This is a genomic window from Pseudoxanthomonas sp. SE1, assembly GCF_029542205.1.
Taxonomy (GTDB): Bacteria; Pseudomonadota; Gammaproteobacteria; order Xanthomonadales; family Xanthomonadaceae; genus Pseudoxanthomonas_A.
In genome coordinates, this window is sequence record NZ_CP113783.1 from 3,803,025 (window position 1) to 3,824,209 (window position 21,185).

Here is a 21,185-nt window from a genome sequence, read left to right on the forward strand (position 1 = left end):
GACCTGACATGAGCAACGGAAATTCACACGAGAAAGTCGAGAAGAACGTCGGCCTGATGGCGGTGCTGATCGCGGTGGCGGTGTCGTTCGGCGGCCTGGCCGAGATCGTCCCGCTGATGTTCCAGGCCGAGGCCATCAAGCCGCTGGAAGGCGTGAAGCCCTACCCGGCCCTGCAACTGGCCGGCCGCGACATCTACATCCGCGAGGGCTGCTACAACTGCCACTCGCAGATGGTGCGCACGCTGCGCTTCGAATCGGAGCGCTACGGCCACTACTCGCTGGCCGGCGAATCGGTCTACGACCGCCCGTTCCAGTGGGGCAGCAAGCGCACCGGGCCCGACCTGGCCCGCGTGGGCGGGCGCTACTCCGACGACTGGCACCGCGTGCACCTGATCAACCCGCGCGACGTGGTGCCGGAATCGAACATGCCGTCCTTCCCCTGGCTGGAATCGGCCAAGGTCGACGGCGCCGAAGTCGCCCAGCGCATGAAGACGCTGCAGCGCATCGGCGACCCGTACACAAACGAAGAGATCGACAACGCTGCCTCCGACGTGGAGGGCAGGACGGAACTGGACGCCGTGGTCGCCTACCTGCAAGGGCTGGGCAAGGCCGCGCCGAGGGGAGGCTGAGCCATGGTATCGGGGATCGTGACCGGGGCACTGATCGTGCTGTTCATCGCCGGCTGGGTGTGGGCCTGGAGCCCGCGCCGCAAGGCGGATTTCGAGGATGCGGCACGCATGCCGCTGGGTGAGGAAGGGGAGAACAACCCATGAGCGCAGGCTGGATCGGATTCATCGTCGCGCTGGTCGTACTGAACATCCTGGGCTGCGTGTGGCTGCTGTGGTGGACCGGCCGCCGCCGGCCCGGCGACCCCGCGCCGGAAGACACCTCGCACGTGTGGGACGGCGACCTGACCGAGTACAACAAGCCGCTGCCGAAGTGGTGGATCAACCTGTTCTACATCACCATTTTCTTCAGCATCGGCTACATCGCGTGGTACGGCGGCCTGGGCATCATTCCGGGCTATGCCAAGTGGTCGTCCGCCGGCGAACACGACCAGGTCAAGGCCGTGCAGGACAAGAAGCTGGAAGCGACGTTCGCCCCGTTCGCCAACCAGCCCATCGACCAGTTGGCCAAGGACCCGAAGGCGCTGGCACTGGGCCGTTCGATCTTCAACAACACCTGCGCCACCTGCCATGGCTCCACCGGCCAGGGCGCGATCGGCTATCCCAACCTGACAGATGGCATCTGGCACTGGGGTGGCACGCCCGACCTCGTGCTGCAGACGGTGCTGGACGGCCGCGAGGGCGTGATGCCCGAATGGGGCACGGCACTGACCAACATGGGCGGCGACAACGCCGTCGACTACGTCATCGCCTACGTCAACGTGCTGAACGATCCGCGGGAAGGCATGAGCAACAACTTCATGGCCGCCCAGGGCAAGCCGCTGTACGATGGCCTTTGCGTCGCCTGCCACGGCGTGGACGGCAAGGGCAACCAGGAACTGGGCGCCCCCGACCTGACCGACGACTACTGGCTGTACGGCAACAGCAAGGACAGCATGCGCACGACGATCAACAAGGGCCGTCACGGCGTAATGCCCGCCCACCGCGAACTGCTGGGCGACACGCGTGCGCGCCTGGTGGCGTCCTATGTCTGGTCGCTCTCGCACAAACAGGACCAGGCGACTGCCGGCGCGAAATGACCGATTTCACCGAGCCCCGCTTCGACCATCCGCCCCGGCCGCTCGCGCAGCGCGTCGGGGCGGTGCTCTGGCCGAGTTTCTTCGCGGCAGGCGTGGCCACGATGGTGTTCTTCGCCTTCGTCGACCCGCTGACGCTGCGCGACATGACCTTCCCCGACCTGGCGATCAGCCGCGAACTCGGCTACACGCTGGGTTTCTTCATGTTCTGGCTGGCGACATCGGCCAGCAGCCTGTTCACCTGGATCCTGCTGCGCCCGGCCAGCCGCTTCAACCGCGCGCTGCCGCCGGACTGAGCGCGGCCTGCGACAAACCGTCGCTCCCTCGCGCACCGATGCGGCGCGAGCATGACGCCAGCCAAGACAGAGCCGCCCATGTCCACGCCAGCACCACCTCCCTCCCCCGCACCCGACACCGCCAAGCGGCGCATTCCGCTGGACGTGGTGGATGCGCAGGGCAACTCGTTCTACGTCAGCGAACGCAAGGTCTATCCGCGCGACGTGGCGGGCACGCTCAACCGCCTGCGCGTGGCCGCGGTGTGGTGGTTGCTGGGCATGTACTACGTGTTCCCGTGGCTGAAGTGGGACGACCGCCAGGCGGTGCTGTTCGACCTGCCCGCGCGCAAGTTCTACGTGTTCGGCCTGGTGTTCTGGCCACAGGATTTCCTGCTGCTGGCGGTGCTGCTGATCATCGCGGCCCTGTCGCTGTTCTTCTTCACCGCGCTGGCGGGCCGCCTGTGGTGCGGCTATGCGTGTCCGCAGACAGTGTGGACGGAAGTGTTCCTGTGGATGGAGCGCTGGACCGAAGGCGACCGCAGCGCGCGCATCAAGCTGGATGCCGCGCCATGGAGCGCCAACAAGCTGATGCGCAAGGGCGGCAAGCACGTGCTGTGGGCGCTGTTCGCGCTGTGGACGGGCTTCACCTTCGTCGGTTTCTTCACGCCCATCCTTGATCTCGGCGCGCGCCTGTGGCCGTTCGCATGGGGCGGCTGGGAGACGTTCTGGGTGTTCTTCTATGCGCTGGCCACGTGGGGCTTCGCCGGTTTTTTGCGCGAACAGGTCTGCAAGTACATGTGCCCGTACGCGCGCTTCCAGAGCGCGATGTTCGACCGCAACACGCTGATCATCGCCTACGACCCGATGCGCGGCGAACCGCGTGGCCCGCGCAAGCGCGGCCTGGGCAGCGTGCTGGAACGTGCGCGCGGCCTGCTGGACCAGATCACCGCCTACGACTACGTGGTGCGTGCCAACGCGCATCCCAGCGCCGCCGACCAGCGCCTCGGCGCGCACGGCACCATCACCTTCGCCGGCGCCGGCGCGGTGATCGAACCGCTGCCGAAATTCGTCCCGGACCAGTTGGGCGACTGCATCGACTGCACGATCTGCGTGCAGGTCTGCCCGACCGGCATCGACATCCGCAACGGCCTGCAGTACGAGTGCATCGCCTGTGGCGCGTGCATCGACGCCTGCGACGACGTGATGGACAAGATGGGCTACCCGAAGGGTCTGATCCGCTACACCACCCAGAACGCCATCGACGGCAAGCCGTCGAACGTGCTGCGGCCGCGCATCTTCGTCTACGGCACCATCCTGCTGGCGCTGGTGGCGGCGTGGGGCTGGGGCGTGTTCAACCGCGACGTGCTGATCGCGGAAGTGCTGCGCGACCGCAATGCGCTGTACCGCGACGTGGCCGGCGCGCAGGTCGAGAACGACTACACCCTCAAGCTGGTCAACAAGGACCAGCAATCGCATCGCTACCTCGTGACGCTGGCGTCCGGCTCGGCTGGCATCCGCCTGCGCGACGGCGACCTGACGGTGCGTGCCGAACCCGAGGAAGTCCTGTCGCTGGCCGTCACCGCCACGGCGCCCGCCACCCTGCGCGGCCGCCATGCCGTGACGTTCACCGTCCGCGACGTCGATACCGGCACCGAGAAGACCGTGGACAGCAGCTACTTCGGACCGATCCAATGACCACGAAACCCGATTCGCCCGCCGGCGCCCATCGCCCGTTCTGGAAAGAGCCGATGGTGTGGCTGGTGTGGGGCCTTCCATTGGCCTCGGTCGTCGCCGGCATCTGGCTGGTGGTGACCGCCGTGCGCGCGGGTGGAGCGGATTCCGTCACCGACAAGGTGCAGCGCGTGTCGCAGATCCAGACCACCGACCTGGGGCCCGACGACAATGCCGCGAAACGCAAGCTCAGCGCGATCGTGCAGATCCGCACGGATCACGTCGAGATGATCGCCGTCACCGGCGATTTCGCGGGTACGTCCCCGCTGGTGCTGACGCTCGCCCATCCGACGGAAGCCGCGAAGGACGTCGTCCTGACCCTGGCACGCGACACCGCCAGCTGGACCGCACCCGCCGAAATCGAAACCACCCACGACTGGAACATACAGCTCGCGCCGCAGGACGGCGCATGGCGTATCCGTGGACGCCTGCAGAAAGACACCCAGGCCGTGCGGCTGGCGGCCTCGCGCGGGACCGGCTGAGCACCCCTGCATGGACATCCCCGTGGTGCCCTGCCATCACTGCGGCGAGCCGGTCGCCGGCGGGCATCCGGTCACCGCGGGCGACCACAGGTTCTGCTGCGAAGGCTGTGCCGCGGCGGCGGCGTGGATCCAGGATGCCGACCTTGGCAGTTACTACCGCCTGCGCAGCGCGAACGCCAACCGCGTGCAGGCCGACCGGCTGGACCTGGAAAGCTGGGACCGCAGCGAACTGCTGGACGAGCACAGTCGCGCCGTCGAAGGCGGGCGCGAGATCGTGCTGCTCACCGACGGCATGCGCTGCGCGGCCTGCGCCTGGCTGATCGATCGCGCCCTCGCACGCGAAGCCGGCGTGCTCGACACCACCGCCAATGCGGTCACCGGCCGCATCCGCATCGCGTGGGATCCAGCACGCACGAAGCTTTCCGCGCTGCTGCAACGCGTGGCGATGCTCGGCTACCGTCCGTATCTCGCCACCGGCGATGCCCGCGAACAGGCGCGCCTGTCCGAACGCCGCCGCTGGCTGCTGCGGCTCGGCGTGGCCGGCCTCGGTTCGCTGCAGGCGATGATGCTGGCCGAGGCGTTGTACCTCGACGTCAACGCGACCATGCCGCTGCCGACGCGCGACCTGTTCCGCTGGCTGACATTCCTCGTCAGCACGCCGGTGGTGTTCTACAGCGGCTGGCCGTTCCTGGCCGGCATGGCGCGCGAACTGCGGGCGCGCCACGTGGGCATGGACACGCTGATCGCCAGCTCCACCCTGCTCGCCTACTTCGCCAGCCTGGCCGAGACGATCCGCGGAGGCACGCATGTCTGGTACGACGCGGCGGTGATGTTCGTGTTCCTGCTGCTGGCCGCGCGCATGCTGGAACAGCGCGCGCGCAACGTCGCCACCGCACAGGTGGATGCCCTGGCGCGCGCGCAGCCGGTGTTCGCGATCCGCGAGCGCGCCGACGGTACGCGCGAATCGGTACCGCCGTCGGCGCTGCGGGTGACCGATGTGGTCTGCGTGTCCGCTGGCGAAGGCGTGCCCGCCGATGGCGTATTGCTCGATCATGCCGCCGATTTCGAGGAAGCGCTGCTGACCGGGGAATCGCGACCGGTGCGCCGGCACGCAGGCGAAACCGTGTATGCCGGCACCACCTGCCGCGAGCGCCCGGCACGGCTGCGTGTGACCGCCACCGGCACCGCGACGCGGCTGTCGCAGTTGGCGGAACTGGTCGACCGCGCGCAGGGGCATCGCCCGCCGATGGCACAACTGGCGGATCGCGTGGGCCGCCATTTCGTGGTCTCGCTGCTGGTGCTGGCGGTGTGCGTCTACATCGGCTGGCGGATGTACCAGCCCGAACGCGCGTTCGAAGTGACGCTCGCCCTGCTCGTCATCAGTTGCCCCTGCGCACTGTCGCTGTCGGTGCCGGCAGTGCTCGCCGCCGCACACGGTGCGCTGGCGCGCAGCGGTGTTCTCGCCACGCGGCCCGAGGCGCTGGACACGCTGGCGCGCGCCACGGACGTGGTGTTCGACAAGACCGGCACGCTCAGCGACGGCCGCCCCGCGCGCGTGGCCGTGGAGGTGTTCGGTGAACTGGACGCGGATGCGGCCACCCGCATCGTGGCCGCGCTGGAAAAGGACAGCGGCCATCCGATCGCGACCGCGTTCGCGGATATCGATGCACGCGCATGGGCGCAGGCGGTGGTCGCGCGTCCAGGCCAGGGCGTGGAAGGCGATGTAGACGGTCGCCATTGGCGCTTCGGGCGCGCGGACTGGGCCGCGCACCGGGCAGACGATGGTGGCCTGTGGCTTGGCGATGTCGCGCATGGTGTCGCCCGTTTCACCTTGAACGAGCGACCGCGCGAGGATGCTGCGGCCACCATCCGGGCGTTGCGCGCACAGGGCCTGGACGTCCATCTGGCCAGCGGCGACAGCGAGGGCGCCGTGCAGCGCCTGGCGCACGTGCTCGGCATCGTGTCGCCCCTCGCCCGCCAGTCGCCGGAAGACAAGCTGGCACGCGTGCGGCAGCTGCAATCGGAAGGCCGCATCGTGGCGATGGTCGGCGATGGACTGAACGATGCGCCGGTGCTGGCCGGCGCGGATGTCTCGATCGCGATGGGCGAAGGCGCGCCGCTCGCGCAGCAGGCCGCGGACCTCGTCGCCACCGGCCCGTCGCTGCTGCGCATCGCCGACGCCGTGCGCATCGCGCGCCTGTCGCGCCGGCTGGTGAAGCAGAACCTGGCCTGGTCGGCCGGCTACAACCTGCTCGCCGTGCCGTTGGCGGCGGCCGGGATGGTCACGCCATGGATCGCCGCGCTGGGCATGGCGGTATCCTCGCTGGTGGTCACCCTCAATGCGCTGCGACTGGCGCGCACCTCCACGGAGATGGCGGCATGAACATCCTGCTGATGCTGTTGCCGATCAGCCTGGTCCTGCTGGGCCTGGCCATCGCCGCGTTCGCGTGGGCGGTGCGCAAGGGCCAGTTCGACGACCTCGACACGCCGGCGCTGGACATCCTCGACGACGCACCGCCGAAACCGCGCGCGCCGGCCACGCCCCCCATCCGCGAAGGCGACGATGGCGCCTGACGTTCCGGTCCTGCTCGCCGCGCTGCTGGCCGGCCTGGTGGGCAGCACGCACTGCGCGGTGATGTGCGGCGGCATCGCCACCGGCTTCTCCGCGATGGCGTCCCGGCAACCAGGCTGGAGCGGTGCCCTGCAGCTCAACCTCGGCCGCGTCGCCGGTTACGCGCTGGCGGGCGCGATCGTCGGTGCCTTCGGCGGCGGCCTGTTGTCGCTGGCACGGCATGAGATCGCCGTCCTTGCGATGCGCGTCGGCGTGGGGCTGGCGCTGGTGGTGCTGGCGCTGCGCCTGCTCGACCAGCGTGGCCGGCTGGATTTCCTCGCGCGACCCGGCGCGAAGGTATGGCAGGCGCTGCGCCCACTGCATGCCCGCGTGCTGCCGGCGGACACGTTGCCGCGTCGCCTGGTGGCCGGCGCGCTATGGGGATGGTTGCCTTGCGGGCTCAGCCTCAGCCTGCTCACCGTCGCATGGCTGCAGGCGAATGCGCGCGACGCCGCCTTGACGATGGCCGCGTTCGGGCTCGGCACGCTGCCGATGATGGTCACCCTGACCTGGTCCGGCGCACGCCTGGGGCTGCGCTGGCAACAACCGGCGGTACGGCGCGTGGCCGCGGCCTTCGTGCTTGCGGCCGGCCTGCTGACCATCGCCTCGCCCTGGCTGATGCAGCATCCGGCGCTGCACGGGGTGCTTGCGGCACTGGGCTGCCAGCCACTGCCCGCATGAGTGCGAATGCGAGGGCCGCTTCCGACGGCGCGAACGCGAGGCTGCGCCTGCAGACGCTGGGGCGCGTGGCGCGCGGTCCCCTGCGGGCCGCCAGCGCCCTCGCCCTGCTCGCTGGCTGGCTGCTCGTGCCACAGGCCGCGCTCATCGCGTTGTGCATGCAGCGCGCGTTCGTCGCCCACGATCCCCCCATCGTCCTGCTGCCACTGCTCGGCGGCCTGCTGATCCTGTTGCTGCTGCGCGCCGGACTGGGATGGGCAAGCCGGCGATGCGCCGACCATGCGGTCGAGCGCATCCGCGTTGACCTGCGCGGCAGCATCGCGCGCGCCCTGGTGGCGCGCGGTCCCGCTTGGGTGCGCAGCCAGCAGAGCGGCGCGCTGGCCGAGCGCATGGGCGCGCACGTGGATGCGCTCGAAGGGTATTACGGCGGCTTCGTACCCTTGCGTGTCGAAGTGGTGGGCGTACCGCTGGCGATCCTGCTGGCGGCGTTCTTCGTGGACCGCACGGTCGGCCTGATCCTGTTGCTGACGATGCCCTTGGTGCCGGTGTTCATGATGCTGGTCGGCTTGAGTGCGCAGGCCGCCAGCCATCGGCAGTTGCAGGCGCTCGCACGCATGGGCGGACACTTCGCCGACCGCCTGCGCGGACTGGGCCTGATCCGCCTGTATGGTCGTGGCGAGGCTGAACTGGAAGGCATCCGTTCCTCCGCCGAAGAACTTCGCGTGCGCAGCCTGCGCGTGCTGCGCATCGCGTTCCTGTCGTCGGCGGTACTGGAGTTCTTCGCCTCGCTGAGCGTGGCGATGATCGCGCTGTACCTCGGCCTGAGTTACCTCGGCATGATCGATCTGCGCGCGCAGCCGTTGACGCTGGGCGCGGGCGTGTTCTGCCTGCTGCTGGCGCCGGAGTTCTATGCGCCGCTGCGACGGCTGGCCACGCACTACCACGACCGCGCCGCGGCGCTGGCGGCGATGGACGAGCTCGCGCAGGTGCTGGACGATGCGCGCGCCGCCACGCCCGTCCTTCCTCCGACCGCTCCGCCAGCAGCCGCGCTTGTCAGCATGCGCGGCATCACGTTGCGTCATGCGGGCAGCGCGCGCGACGTGTTGCGGGGTGTCGATGTGGACCTGTATCGCGACCAGCGCATCGCCCTCGTCGGTGCCAGCGGCGACGGCAAGAGTACGTTGCTTGAAGCCCTGGCCGGCTGGATCCCGGCCACGACCGGCGCGATGGAACGCGCGCCCGGCCTGCGCATCGGCTATGCGCCGCAGCGTCCGTTCCTGTTCGCCGGCAGCCTGCTCGACAACCTGCGCCTGGCGAAGCCGGATGCAGGCGACGACGAACTGCGGCGAGCGGCCGACGCGGCACAGGTGCTGCGTTTCGCAGACCGCCTGCCTGACGGACTGGATACGGTGATCGGCGAACGCGGCTTCGGCCTGTCCGGCGGCGAAGCGCGACGCATCGCGCTGGCGCGCGTGTTCCTGCGCGACCCCGACCTGCTGCTGCTCGACGAGCCAACGGCCTTCCTCGATCCCGACACGGAAGCCGCCGTGCTGCGGGCGATCCTGCACTTCGCGCGCGGCCGCGGGCTGGTGATGGCCACGCACAGCGCCGCTGCGCAGGCGGCGATGGCGCAGACCTGGCGCGTGCATGGCGGAAGGTTGCACGCAACCGCCGGAGTCGCCGGATGAGCACTCGCCACGACACGCCCCCGATGCGCCTGCGCGACGTGGCGCTGCGCCATCGCAAACGGATCGTGCTCGCCGTGGCGCTGCTGTTGCTGACGCTCCTCGCGGGCACCGCACTACTGGGCCTGTCCGGACACTTCCTCACTGCTGCGGCGCTGGCGGGCAGTACCGCGCTCGGTTTCAACTTCTTCGGTCCGTCGGCCGGCATCCGCGCGCTGACCTTCGTGCGCATCCTGTCGCGCTACGCAGAGAAGCTGCTCGGCCACGACGCGACGCTGCGGCTGGCACGCGACCTGCGGGTGTGGTTTTTCCGGCGCGCATTGCCGCTGGCGCCATTGGGGCTTGGCAGGTTCCGCGTCGGCGAACTGATGGCGCGTCTGATGGCGGACATCGATGCCATCGACGGTCTTCTGGTACGCGCCATCGGTCCACTGCTCGCGGTGCTGTCGCTGTGCGTGCTCGCGACCTCGGTGGCCCTGGTCGTGCTGCCCCTGGCCGGCACCGTGCTGCTGGTTGCGCTGGCATTGCTCGCGGCGCTGGTGCCGTGGCTGGCGGCGCGCAGCGTCGCCGCGCTCGAAAGCGAGCGCGCAGAAGCCCGCATGCACCTGCGCGCCACCGTGCAGGAAGGGATCGAAGGCCAGCAGGACCTGACCGCGATGGATGCGACGGCAGCGTGGCTTGCTGCGCTGGACGCACGCAGCCGCGATGTTGCGCGCTGGGAGGACCGACGCAAGCAGCGACTCGCGCTGGCCACGCTCGCCCATGCGCTGGTCACGGCGCTCACGCTGCCTGCGATGCTGTGGGTGCTGCTGGAGGCCGTGCACGTGGAGCGCATCGGCGCCGCAGCGGCGGGCGGCCTGTTCTTCATGACCGTCGCCGTGCTCGAAGCCTGTGCCGCCATCGGACCGGCATGGCAGGCCTGGCGCGCGGCGATCGTCGCCGCGCAACGGTTGCAGGAGGTGGTCGATCCTCCTGCCGCGGAATGCGACGCCACCGTTACACGGTCGCCGGCAGGACGGGGCGCGCTGGAACTGCAGGACGTCGCGTTCGCATGGGCTGGCACGACGCGGCGCGTACTCGATGGCGCCAGCCTGCATGTCGCACCCGGCGAGCGCGTGCTGGTGGCGGGCGACAGCGGCGAAGGCAAGTCGTCGCTGCTGGCGCTCGTCCTCGGATTGCGTACGCCGCAGCAAGGACGGGTGAGCTTCGCTGGCGACGATCTGCGCACACTGGACCCTGCGCTCTGGCACACCCGCATCGCCTGGCTGCCGCAGGATGCGCCGGTCTTCTCGGGCAGCGTGCGCGAAAACCTGCACCTCGGCGATCCCGATGCGGACGACGCGCGCCTGTGGCAGGCACTGGCGCAGGTGAAGCTGGACGCCCGGTTCCGCGATGCCGGCGACGGTCTGGATACCTGGGTAGGCGAGAACGGCGCGACGTTGTCAGCGGGCCAGGCGCGCCGGCTTGCACTGGCACGCGCCCTGCTGCGCGATGCGCCGTTGCTGCTGCTGGACGAGCCCACCGAAGGCCTGGACCAGGACACCGCCGATGCCCTGATGCGCGACATCGCGACCGCCAGCGAAGGACGCAGCGTGCTGATCATCAGCCATGCGACGTTGCCCGAGGGCGTGGTGGATACGCGTTACCGGCTGCGCGACGGAACCTTGGCCAAGGAACGGGATTCGCGAGCAGAATCCGGCGGTATCTGACACGGAAGGCAGTGAGAATGTGAGTTGTACGATCGCTCGAAACGGACTAGCTTCCCGGCAATGTCGTTTCGTGTACGGCGTCTTGCTTCGGAGGCAGGGCTGGTCCATGGAATGCTGGCTGCGATGCAGCCAGGGAGATGACGACTGTCGCGGGACAGCATGTACCGGAACCCCACTCCGGTGATGCGACACGGAAGGCAAGATGCCGAACGGTGATGAAGTGAGAACGGATTTCTTCCAACGCGTACTCGGACTCTGCGCGGCACTGCTGCTGACCGCCTGCCTGCAGTCCCCGCCGCCAACCTCGCAGTCGTTCATGGACCTGGAGCAGTCGTTCCCCGGCGATCCCAAGTCGCAGGCTCTTGCGGTAGCGGCCGAGCGCGGCGATGCCCGCGAAATCCGTCGACTGATGAAGGATGAAGGCATTGACCCGGACACGCTCTTCAGCCCCGAGGGCCTGCCGCTGCTGGCCTGGCCGATCCTCACCAACAACCCGGCCGGACTGAAGGCGATGCTGGAGAACGGCGCCGATCCCAATGCCGCCCAGCTGCACCCCCTGCAGCACACGACACGATTCAAGGGCCGCACACGAAACAACGCCATGGTCTGGGCCGCCAGGGCCGATGATCCGATCTACCTCCGGCTGCTGCTGGATCGTGGCGGAGATCCGGATACCCGCAACAGCAATGGCGAAACGCTTCTCCTGCAAGCCCGACTGATGGGCAACCAATGGGAGAACGTGAAGCTGCTGGTCGAGCGCGGGGCGGATGTGAACGCGAGGAGCCAAGGGATAGCTTTCGTAACCGAGTATGCCGGCTTGGGTGGGTTCATGCAGGCGCACTGGCTGCTGGAGCATGGGGCGATCCCGGACAAACACACCATCGAAGCGATTTTCTGGCGTCCTACCAAGCTTGAAGACCCGGAGTGGCAACGCCGCTGCCAGCAATGGCTGCTCCAGCGCGGCTACCAACGTCCCCCCATGCCCGACAGCTACCGCCGAATGCGCGAGGCCTTCGGCTTCCCGACCGACGAGAAGGACATCCCGTTGTTATGACACAGGAGCGGCATCATGCGGATTGGAATGAATGCCTCAATGCGGCTGTTGATCACCGGCCTGCGAACGACGACGGCACGACGTGGATGGCCGACGCGGCGATGACCGCATGGATGGCCAGATGCCGAAGGATGATGCGATGAGAACGGATTTCTTCCAACACGCATTCGGACTCTGCGCGGCACTGCTCCTGACCGCTTGCTTGCAGGCTCCGCCGCCGACCTCGCAGTCGTTCCTGGACCTGGAGCAGTCGTTCCCCGGCAATCCCAAGGCGCAGGCTCTTGCAGTAGCGGCCGAGCGGGGCGATGCCCGCGAAGTCCGTCGGCTGATGAAGGAGGAAGGCGTCGACCCGGACACCATCTTCAGCCCCGAGGGCCTGCCGCTGCTGGCCTGGCCGATCCTCACCGGCAACCCGGCCGGACTGAAGGCGATGCTGGAGAACGGGGCCGATCCCAATGCACGTGTCCAGACGCCCACGATCGTGCGCTACAAGGATGGGAGCGTCGGCACCTACTACAAGAACAATGCCATGGTCTGGGCCGCTAGGGCCGATGACCCGATCTATCTCCGACTGCTGCTGGATCATGGCGGTGACCCTGATACGCGTAACAGCAACGACGAGACGCTCCTGGTGCAAGCCCGCCTGATGAGCAACCAGTGGGAGAACGTGAAGCTGCTGGTCGAGCGCGGGGCGGATGTGAACGCGAGAAGCCAACAACGCGCCTTCGTCAATGAATACGCATCGCTGGGTGGCTTCATGCAGACGCATTGGCTGCTGGAACATGGCGCCAAGCCCGACCGCTTCACGCTGGACCATGTGTTTTGGCATCCGGGCGATCCCAAAAATCCCCAGTGGCAACGCCGCTGCCAACAATGGCTGCTGAAGCAGGGTCATCATCGCGTCCCGATGCCCGAACACTACCGCCGGATGCGGGAGGCCTTCGGATTCCCGACGGACGAGAAGGACATCCCGTTGCTATGACACGCATGGACGACAAGAACTGGGATGCTTGCCGTGATGAGGCCGTCGACCGCCGGCATGCGAAACGCGACAGCATGGCGCGCAACGCCGACGCGATGATGACCGCAGGGAAGGCCAGATACCGAAGGATGATGCAATGAGAACGGATGTCCTCCAACGCGCACTCGGACTCTGCGCGGCACTGCTGCTGACCGCCTGCCTGCAGTCCCCGCCGCCGACCTCTAACTCGTTCCTGGACCTGGAGCAGTCGTTCCCCGGCGATCCCAAGGCGCAGGCTCTTGCGGTAGCGGCCGAGCGGGGCGATGCCCGCGAAGTCCGTCGGCTGATGAAGGAGGAAGGCGTCGACCCGGACACCATCTTCAGCCCCGAGGGCCTGCCGCTGCTGGCCTGGCCGATCCTCACCGGCAACCCGGCCGGGCTGAAGGCGATGCTGGAGAACGGCGCGAATCCGAACGTGGCGAAACCCTATCCATTGCCGCCCGACAGAACGCCGAGGAACAACGACAACGCGATGGTCTGGGCCGCCAAGGCCGATGATCCGATCTATCTCCAATTGCTGTTGGATCATGGCGGCGATCCGGATACCCGCAATGTCAACAACGAAACGCTGCTAAAGCAGGCTCGATTGATGGGCAACCAGTGGGAGAACGTGAAGCTGCTGGTAGAGCGCGGGGCGGATGTGAACGCCAAGAGTCAAGGCATGACACTTGTGGAGATGTATGCCGGGCTGGGCGGCTTCATGCACACCCACTGGTTGCTGGAGCACGGGGCACGCCCGGAGCAGTACACCCTCGAATCCATCTTCTGGCACCCGGGCAACCCCGATGATCCGGCTTGGCAACGCCGTTGCCAGCAATGGCTGCTCCAGCGCGGCTACCAACGCCCCCCCATGCCCGACAGCTACCGCCGGATGCGCGAGGCCTTCGGCTTCCCGACCGACGAGAAGGACATCCCGTTGTTATGACACAGGAGCAGCACCATGCGGACTGAAGCGGAAATCCTGACCCAGCGGCAGCTGGTCGCCGACCTGCGGGCAAGCGGCCAGCCCGATGCGCACGCACAGGCAGACGCGTTGCAGGCGCGCCAGTACGATGAACAGATGGGTCTGGTGAGCGAGGACGTGTACGCGGCCGCCCACGGCGGGGGCGAGCCTCCGGCGGGCTGGGTGCGGGGGAGCGAGAACCTCGATCTGCTGCGGCAGCACATGCCCAAGTTGGTTGGCATGAGTAATGAGCAGATCAGGGAAATGCTTCGACCCGAACGATCAGGCTTCCGGGCCGAGATCTACCTGCCCGACCCCGTGGTACTCGGCCCCGGCTACAAGCCCACGGTCGTGTTCAAGGGTTCGAATGGCGACGTGCTGCAGGCGGATGGTTCCCGCCGGGAGACAGGCCCGGAGGATTTCGGCGCCAACAATTTCCCGCAGGCCATCGGCTTGAAGACGGATTACTACGACCGTGCGATGGACCTGGCCAACATGCTCAAGAAGTATGGCGTGTCCGTCGACTACGCCGGCCATTCCCTCGGCGGCGGTCTCGCCTCGGCAGCGGTCGCGGTCAGCGGCGAGCGCGGCACCACCTTCAATGCCGCCGGCCTGCATCCGGACACCGCACGCCGCTTCCAGCAGGAGAATCCCGATGTGCGCCTGTACGACCCCCAGGCTCGCATCACCGCGTACCAGGTGCGTGGCGAGGTGCTGACCGATGGCCTGCAGAACAACGTCGAGCGCATGGACGTGGCCCAGCGGCGCGTACTGGGCGCGGTACTGAAGGAGACGGCGGACCTGGTGCAGGACGTGCCGCAACTGAAGCAGACGCTCACGCGGCAGTTGCAGTCGACGGACATGCCCGTCCACGCCCGCGAGTCGGTGGCCCGCTTTGTCGACACGCTCGCCGACGGCGACGCCGACCGCATGTTGCGCGAACTGCCGCTGGCGACCGGCCAGGTGCGCACGCTGGACGCCCGCTCCTGGCAGGACGGCCGGATCGTGCAGCGGCCGGCGGAAATGCCGCTGGACCAGGTGCTGGCCCTCGCGGGACCGGCCTTGCGCGCGGTCCGCGACGTGCAGGCCGGCGCGCACCTGGGCCATGAGGCCGGGGAGATCGTGCAGGGAGCCGGCGGCCTCGCGCAGCGCACGCTGGACGCCAGCGGCAATGCGGTGCGCGCGGGCGGCGCGCACGCCTCCGAGGCCATGTCCGCCGCCGGCGAGGGCATCGCGTGGGCGTCCTGCACCACCGGCGACGCCCTGGCCGAGGCTTCCGCGAAAGCCCGCCTTGCGGCGGGCGCGGTGGAAGCCCGGGCCGATGAACTGAAAGCGGACATCGCCACGACCGCCACCGCGGCCGAGGGCGTGTTCTGGCAGGGCGTGGCCAATCTGGCGCCGCACGGCAGCGCGCTGGAGCGCTTCGCTGACGTTCGTGTGGATCAGACCATCGCCGACAACGTGCAGGCCCGCGATGCGGCGGAAGCCAACGCGCGTGCGGCGAGACAGGAGGCGGTCCGCGACGCGGCCGCCCTCCGGGCGGCGGCCGAGGATGTCTGCCAGCTGATGGAAACGGTGCATGTCACTGTCGATCGCACCCAGCGGAACATGATCGAGGGCGCCACCGCGCAGGTGGATGACGCGCTGGATTCAGCGGGGCGCCACGCAAAAGCCATCACCGATCATGCGCCGGCGACCGGTGCCGTGCTGGGTGGCACGGTGGCGACCCATGCCAGCCTGAATCCGATCGTGAATCCCGCGGCGGCACCGGATCTCGCCGAACTGGCACGGACGTTACCGCAACTCTCCGAGCACGCGTCCGCCGCCGCGGTCGAGGCCACGGAACGGCACCTGATGGCCTCCACGGTCCTGCCGAGCCTGAAGGCAGACACCGACGCGATGGAACGCGAATCCCGGCAGTGGCTGGAGACCCACAAGCTGGCCCCGCAAACCCGCCGGGATCCGTTCGACAACCCGCATCTCAACCAGGCGTATGCCGCGCTGATGGCAGGGGACGGGGAACGGCTTGACCGTATCGCGCTCGACTTTGCGAAATCAGAGGAAGGGCAACGCCTCTTGCAAGGGAGCGATGCGCTGCACAGGCAGACGCCGGCGATGGCCTTGCCGGACCTCCACGAGCAGCGGGCCCACGCGGCGCAGGAGATGGCCATCAGCCGATGATGGCGAACGACGGTGTTTCAGGGAGGATGCATGGAGAACGGGGAGTCGGTATCGGCACGCACGGCGCTGGAGAATGCCGCCAAGGCGACCTTGGCGCTGCTGTCGGAGGTCTCGCAGCGTGAAGCGCGCAGGGAAGCGTCGCTCGACCAGCAGCTCCAATCGCTGAGGCAGGAGGTCGGCCAGTTCCGCCGGGACGTCGCCTCCATCGTCGACGGGGCAGGCGCCAGGATCGCCAGCGACGCAAAGGATGCGCTGTCTCCGGCGGCCATCGAGTACGACCACGCCGTATCGGCCACCGCGAGGCAGCTGAAGCAGACGGGCGGCCTGATGTGGATGTGGCTGGGTGGCGCGACGGTACTGCTGGGATTGGTGTTGATGGCGTGCTGGGCCGTGCTGGGGTACTACCGTCGGGAGCTGGCCGCGGTGCAGGAAGAACTGGAGCGCTACGAGGACGCCGCGCCCGTCGTCCGGGCGTTCTATGCCTCCGATGCCGTGGTCTGCGGCGGCCGCATCTGCTCGAACGAGGATCCCAAGGGGCAACACGTGGGCGAGAAGCGCCAGTATCGCCAGGCGAGGCCGCGCCCTTGAGCCCCAGGCGCCTAGGCGCTGGACGTGCGATCAGCGCCGGATGTTCGCGTGCCAGGCTGACCTGGCAACGAAACCTCAGGCCCGCGCTTCGGCCAATGCGTCCAGGCGCTTGCGGTCGAGCAGCCGCACGTGGTGCGGGTCGTCGGTGGCGATGCTGCCTTCCTGGCGCAGGCGGGTGAAGCTGCGGCTGACGGTTTCCACGGTCAGGCCCAGGTAGTCGGCGATATCCGTGCGCGTCATCGGCAGGATCACCTCGGTGTCGTCCTGACCCTGGCGACGGCGACGCTGCGCCATGTCGACGAGGAACCCGGACAGCCGCTCCATCGGATTGAGCCGTGCGAGCGCCATCAGGTTGCCGCGGGTGGCGTCCAGCTCCACGCAGGCCCGCTCCAGCAGCTCGCGCTCCAGTTCCGGATGGTCATGGCACAGGCTGCGCATGTCGGCCATCGAGAACTCGCACAGCGTGCTGTCGGTGATCGCTTCGATCGTGTGCTTGTAGTGGGAAGTGCCCGAGAAGCCGATGAAATCACCCGGCATCAGGAAGCCGGCCACCAACCGGCGACCGTCAGGCAGCAGCCGGATGCGGCGCAGGGCGCCCTTGGTCACGGTGAACACGCCGCGCCTCGGCTCACCCTCGCGAACCAGCGCCTCGCCCGCCTTCAGCCGCGCATCGTCCGCCAGCGCTTCCATGGCATGGGCCTTCTCCACCGGCAAGGCTGCGCAGAAGGCCAGGTGACGGACCAGGCAGCCGCTGCAACCGCGCGCGGCCTGGCACAGCACGCTCTCGACGAGCGCGCCGGCGACCGGAGCGTCGTTCTGGCGGAGGATGCGAAGGCTCATGGCGGTGGCTGCGAGGGGCTTCGGGGCCATGATACGCCCGCAAGCCACTGATTTCCGGACTGCGACAATTGGTCGCAGACCGGGGTTTCAGCGCCCGTTCCCCCATTCAGGCCCGGATTCGGTTACAGTGCGCGCCGCTTGCCTGCGGCCGTTCGTTTCCCCGATGGTCCGCCGGCGCAGGGAATTCCCCGCGAATTCCCGCGCCCGCCCCGCTCCGACTTCTTTCGTTGCGCAAGCTCGGTAGTGCCGCTTTGGCGCCTCCGCACCCCTTCTCGCAGCGCGGTTTCAGGGAACGCTTCGAGTCACGGCCTCACCGCATTCCGCGCGTTCCACGTTGCCGCACTTCGCTGTGCCGGCGTTGCGTGCGTGTCCGGCCGGCCGGCTTTGGAGCTTCGACAATGACGTTTGAAACCTTGGGCCTGGCGCCCGCCCTGCTGCGCGCGCTGGACGAACAGGGCTACACCCAGCCCACCCCCATCCAGGAACAGGCCATCCCGCTGGCCCTGGCCGGCCATGACCTGCTGGCCGGCGCCCAGACCGGCACCGGCAAGACCGCTGCGTTCGGCCTGCCGCTGATCCAGTACCTGGCCACCACCCCGCAGGAAGTCGCCACCCGCGGCCCGCGCAAGCCGCGCGCGCTGGTGCTGACCCCCACCCGCGAACTGGCCGTGCAGGTGCATGACAGCCTGCGTGGCTACGGCAAGTACCTGCGCATCCCCAGCACCACCATCTACGGCGGCGTCGGCATGGGCAACCAGCTGGACGCGCTGCGCCGCGGCGTGGACATGGTGATCGCCTGTCCGGGCCGCCTGATCGACCACCTCGAGCGCCGCAGCGTGGACCTGTCGGGCATCGAGATCCTGGTGCTGGACGAAGCCGACCGCATGCTTGACATGGGTTTCCTGCCCTCGATCAAGCGCATCCTGGCCAAGCTGCCCAAGCAGAATCGCCAGACCATGCTGTTCTCCGCCACCTTCGCCGAACCGATCCGCGAGCTGGCCATGGAGTTCATGCGCGATCCCAAGCAGATCCAGGTCACGCCCAAGAACACCGTGGCCGAGACCATCACCCACCGCGTCCACCCGGTCGATGGCAGCCGCAAGCGCGACCTGCTGCTACACCTGCTGGCCAAGGACAGCCGCCTGCAGACGCTGGTGTTCGCCCGTACCAAGCACGGCAGCGACAAGCTGGCGATGTTCCTGGACAAGAGCGGCATCAAGACCGCGGCGATCCATGGCAACAAGTCGCAGGGTGCCCGCCAGCGCGCGCTCAGCGACTTCAAGGCCGGCCGCATCAACGTGCTGGTGGCGACCGACATCGCCGCGCGCGGCATCGACATCGACCAGCTGCCGCAGGTGATCAACTTCGACCTGCCGATGGTGGCCGAGGACTACGTGCACCGCATTGGCCGCACGGGCCGCAACGGCTCGACGGGCGAAGCGATCTCGCTGGTCGCGCAGGATGAAGCCAAGTACCTGCGCGCCATCGTGCGCATGCTGGGCCGCGACGTGGACCTGCGCGACGTGCCGGGCTTCGAACCGCAGACACCGATCCGCTGGGGCAACAGCGCGCCGGGCAAGGCTGAGCAACCCGCCGGCGAACGCACCCCGCGCCGCAACGGCCCGCAGAAGCACGCGCGTCGTCCGCACAGCGAGGCCCCGCGCCACGCCCACGCCGGCCCGAAGAAGCACGGAAGCGGTCCGCGTCGCGAAGGCGACCGCCGCCCCGGTGGTGCGCGTCCCAGCCAGGCACGCCCTGCCCGTTGAGTCGTTCGTGCGGCGCCCTCACCGGCGCCGCACGTCTGTTGCCACGCCCTCTAGAATCGCCGCATGGACATCTTCAAGGTCTTCACCGTGGAAGCCGCGCACCGGCTGCCGCACGTGCCGGACGGGCACAAGTGCGCACGCCTGCACGGTCATTCGTTCCGCATCGAACTGCATCTCTCCGGCCCGGTCGACCCGCAGGCCGGCTGGGTGATGGACTTCGCCGATGTGAAGGCCGCCTTCAAGCCGATCTACGACCGGCTCGACCATCACTACCTCAACGACATCCCCGGCCTGGACAACCCGACCAGCGAGCAGCTCGCGAAGTGGATCTGGGACCAGACCAAACCGGTACTGCCGCTGCTGAGCGCCATCGTGGTGCATGAAACCTGCACGTCCGGGTGTCGGTATACCGGCCCCTGAGGCATGAAACCGGTTTCATACCACCGCATACAAGCGTTTGATTTTTAACGGCTCCTGACCGTTCGTCGGATTTCCATACGCCACTTATTGCACTGCAACATGGATGTGTCTATGCTGCGTCGCAACAGATGGGAATCCCCTTTCAGGAGCACGCCATGACCACGCAATTCAACGAAAGCTTCAGCCAGTTCACGCACCAGTTCGCCGCCGCTGCCTCGCGCGCCAACCGTCTGGCCCTGGAAAGCGCCGAGACCGTGTTCGGCGTGCAGCTGAAGACCTTCGAAAAGAACATCGACGCCACCACCGCCTTCTTCGGCGAGCTGGCTGAAACCCGCGACCTCGAAGGCTACAAGACCCTGTGGCCGAAGGGCATGCAGGTGGCCAAGGACAACGCCGAGCGCGTCGTCGCCGCCAGCCAGGAAGTGTTCGGCCTGGGCCTGAAGACCGGTGAGGCCTTCGGCCAGCTGGTGAAGACCCAGTTCGAGACCGCGACCGACAACGTCCAGGCCTCCGTGGCCAAGGCGACCAAGGCCGCCAAGGGCAAGTAAGACCCGCCCGCTCCACCGTTCGTTTATTGCGCGGCTCCCCCTCCCTCCGCGCAGCCAACCCGGCAGCCCCCACGCTGCCGGGTTTTTTATTGCCTGCGCACCCAAGCTTTCTCGTGGAGGGCCTTCAGGCCCGATGCTTTTCCGGTATCACCTGTCGGGCCTGAAGGCCCTCCTACAGGGAAATCGCGATGTGCCAGCTGAGCTGCCTGGCGTCGATGTCCGGCGCATGCGGCAACCTCCCCCAGCACGGCACGGGCATGCGCACGGACAGCAGGGCGAAGTTCTCGTCCCGGCGCTCCATCTCCGGATCGACCTCGTTGGCGATCCAGCCGACCAGGCGCGCACCGTCGTCCTGGATCGCGCGCGCGCTGAGCCGCGCATGGTTGATGCAGCCCAACCGCATGCCCACCACCAGCAGCACCGGCAGGCGCAGTTCCTGGACAAGGTGCCGCTGATCGAGCGTCGCCGTCAGCGGCGCGGCCCAGCCACCCACGCCTTCCACCAGCACCAGATCAGCCAGCGGATGCAGGCGGTCGAACGCTGAAACCAGCACGCCCAGCTGGACGTCGACGCCCGCATCGCGGGCTGCGATCTCCGGCGCCAGCGGCGCAGGCAGGGCGTAGGGATTGAGGTCGTCGTACGGCGGCAGGGGATCGCTCGCCGCCTGCAGGGCCAGTGCATCGTCGTTGCGCCAGCCGGCCGCCGTTGAGGTACAGCCGCTGGCGACCGGTTTCATGCCGACCGCGCGCAACCCGCGCGCACGGAACGCATGTAGCAAGGCCGCGCTGGCGACGGTCTTGCCGACGCCGGTATCGGTACCGGTGACGAACAGCCGATCCAATGCGCGGTCCATCAAGGTCCCGCCGCCACACTGCCATCGCCCAGTCCTGACGCCGGCGCATTCGGGTAATCCACGTTCATGCCGGCGATCATATCCGGCCCTCCCTGGAC

General features: G+C 68.2%; 21 protein-coding genes and 1 pseudogene. 20 read left to right on the forward strand and 2 right to left on the reverse strand.

Features of this window, described 5'->3' with window-relative positions:
• The first annotated feature begins 8 nt into the window (after positions 1-8).
• The 17 genes from ccoO to OY559_RS17975 all read left to right on the forward strand — a co-directional run bounded on the left by ccoO (position 9) and on the right by OY559_RS17975 (position 16,660).
• Entirely contained in the window at positions 9-629 is a 621-nt protein-coding gene (gene ccoO / locus OY559_RS17895) for a cytochrome-c oxidase, cbb3-type subunit II (RefSeq protein WP_277727631.1), read from the forward strand.
• Positions 630-632: 3 nt separating this feature from the next.
• The gene (locus OY559_RS17900; protein WP_142126089.1) at positions 633-773 is read left to right on the forward strand and encodes a cbb3-type cytochrome oxidase subunit 3; all 141 of its coding nucleotides are present in this window, start codon (positions 633-635) and stop codon (positions 771-773) included.
• Positions 770-1,705 carry a cytochrome-c oxidase, cbb3-type subunit III gene (ccoP, locus tag OY559_RS17905; protein ID WP_277727632.1) on the forward strand — a complete coding sequence of 312 codons (936 nt, stop codon included), beginning with the start codon at positions 770-772 and terminating at the stop codon, positions 1,703-1,705. Before OY559_RS17900 ends, ccoP begins: the two co-directional genes overlap by 4 nt.
• Positions 1,702-1,998 (forward strand): hypothetical protein, encoded by a 297-nt coding sequence (locus OY559_RS17910; RefSeq protein WP_277727633.1) that lies wholly within the window; start codon positions 1,702-1,704, stop codon positions 1,996-1,998. Before ccoP ends, OY559_RS17910 begins: the two co-directional genes overlap by 4 nt.
• Positions 1,999-2,076: 78 nt before the next feature.
• A complete protein-coding gene (locus OY559_RS17915) occupies positions 2,077-3,672 on the forward strand; it encodes a 4Fe-4S dicluster domain-containing protein (RefSeq protein ID WP_277727634.1) in 1,596 nt (531 codons plus the stop codon).
• Positions 3,669-4,190 (forward strand): FixH family protein, encoded by a 522-nt coding sequence (locus OY559_RS17920; protein ID WP_277727635.1) that lies wholly within the window; start codon positions 3,669-3,671, stop codon positions 4,188-4,190. The genes OY559_RS17915 and OY559_RS17920 overlap by 4 nt, the downstream gene beginning before the upstream one ends.
• Before the next feature lie 10 nt (positions 4,191-4,200).
• Positions 4,201-6,573: a heavy metal translocating P-type ATPase gene (locus OY559_RS17925; protein ID WP_277727636.1), complete on the forward strand. Its 2,373-nt coding sequence runs from the start codon at positions 4,201-4,203 to the stop codon at positions 6,571-6,573.
• On the forward strand, positions 6,570-6,764 hold the full coding sequence (gene ccoS / locus OY559_RS17930) for a cbb3-type cytochrome oxidase assembly protein CcoS (RefSeq protein ID WP_277727637.1): 195 nt from the start codon (positions 6,570-6,572) through the stop codon (positions 6,762-6,764). Before OY559_RS17925 ends, ccoS begins: the two co-directional genes overlap by 4 nt.
• Entirely contained in the window at positions 6,754-7,482 is a 729-nt protein-coding gene (locus tag OY559_RS17935; protein WP_277727638.1) for a sulfite exporter TauE/SafE family protein, read from the forward strand. The genes ccoS and OY559_RS17935 overlap by 11 nt, the downstream gene beginning before the upstream one ends.
• On the forward strand, positions 7,479-9,167 hold the full coding sequence (cydD, locus tag OY559_RS17940) for a thiol reductant ABC exporter subunit CydD (RefSeq protein WP_277727639.1): 1,689 nt from the start codon (positions 7,479-7,481) through the stop codon (positions 9,165-9,167). Before OY559_RS17935 ends, cydD begins: the two co-directional genes overlap by 4 nt.
• Positions 9,164-10,873, forward strand: a complete 1,710-nt coding sequence (gene cydC, locus OY559_RS17945) for a thiol reductant ABC exporter subunit CydC (RefSeq protein WP_277727640.1) — start codon at positions 9,164-9,166, stop codon at positions 10,871-10,873. Before cydD ends, cydC begins: the two co-directional genes overlap by 4 nt.
• Before the next feature lie 202 nt (positions 10,874-11,075).
• Positions 11,076-11,927, forward strand: coding sequence for an ankyrin repeat domain-containing protein (locus tag OY559_RS17950; protein WP_277727641.1), 852 nt, complete (start codon positions 11,076-11,078; stop codon positions 11,925-11,927).
• Positions 11,928-12,036: 109 nt separating this feature from the next.
• The gene (locus OY559_RS17955) at positions 12,037-12,909 is read left to right on the forward strand and encodes an ankyrin repeat domain-containing protein (RefSeq protein ID WP_277727642.1); all 873 of its coding nucleotides are present in this window, start codon (positions 12,037-12,039) and stop codon (positions 12,907-12,909) included.
• Between the two features lie 5 nt (positions 12,910-12,914).
• Entirely contained in the window at positions 12,915-13,049 is a 135-nt protein-coding gene (locus tag OY559_RS17960) for a hypothetical protein (RefSeq protein ID WP_277727643.1), read from the forward strand.
• Positions 13,046-13,873: an ankyrin repeat domain-containing protein gene (locus OY559_RS17965; protein WP_277727645.1), complete on the forward strand. Its 828-nt coding sequence runs from the start codon at positions 13,046-13,048 to the stop codon at positions 13,871-13,873. The genes OY559_RS17960 and OY559_RS17965 overlap by 4 nt, the downstream gene beginning before the upstream one ends.
• A 108-nt stretch (positions 13,874-13,981) precedes the next feature.
• The gene (locus tag OY559_RS17970) at positions 13,982-16,072 is read left to right on the forward strand and encodes a Tle-like phospholipase domain-containing protein (RefSeq protein ID WP_277727646.1); all 2,091 of its coding nucleotides are present in this window, start codon (positions 13,982-13,984) and stop codon (positions 16,070-16,072) included.
• Between the two features lie 30 nt (positions 16,073-16,102).
• On the forward strand, positions 16,103-16,660 hold the full coding sequence (locus OY559_RS17975) for a hypothetical protein (protein WP_277727647.1): 558 nt from the start codon (positions 16,103-16,105) through the stop codon (positions 16,658-16,660).
• A 75-nt stretch (positions 16,661-16,735) separates the two neighbouring features.
• On the opposite strand, the gene OY559_RS17980 is transcribed toward OY559_RS17975, so the two are convergent.
• Positions 16,736-17,500: a Crp/Fnr family transcriptional regulator gene (locus OY559_RS17980; RefSeq protein ID WP_277727649.1), complete on the reverse strand. Its 765-nt coding sequence runs from the start codon at positions 17,498-17,500 to the stop codon at positions 16,736-16,738.
• A 398-nt stretch (positions 17,501-17,898) separates the two neighbouring features.
• Here OY559_RS17980 and OY559_RS17985 point away from each other — a divergent pair.
• The 3 genes and pseudogenes from OY559_RS17985 to OY559_RS17995 form a co-directional block, all read left to right on the forward strand.
• Positions 17,899-19,194: pseudogene (locus OY559_RS17985) on the forward strand (DEAD/DEAH box helicase); the annotation flags it as partial.
• Positions 19,195-19,329: 135 nt separating this feature from the next.
• Entirely contained in the window at positions 19,330-19,686 is a 357-nt protein-coding gene (gene queD / locus OY559_RS17990) for a 6-carboxytetrahydropterin synthase QueD (RefSeq protein ID WP_277727650.1), read from the forward strand.
• A gap of 155 nt (positions 19,687-19,841) precedes the next feature.
• Positions 19,842-20,234, forward strand: coding sequence for a TIGR01841 family phasin (locus tag OY559_RS17995; protein WP_192202952.1), 393 nt, complete (start codon positions 19,842-19,844; stop codon positions 20,232-20,234).
• Positions 20,235-20,406: 172 nt separating this feature from the next.
• Here OY559_RS17995 and bioD read toward each other — a convergent pair whose 3' ends face one another.
• Positions 20,407-21,087 carry a dethiobiotin synthase gene (gene bioD, locus OY559_RS18000; protein WP_277727651.1) on the reverse strand — a complete coding sequence of 227 codons (681 nt, stop codon included), beginning with the start codon at positions 21,085-21,087 and terminating at the stop codon, positions 20,407-20,409.
• Between the last annotated feature and the right edge of the window lie 98 nt (positions 21,088-21,185).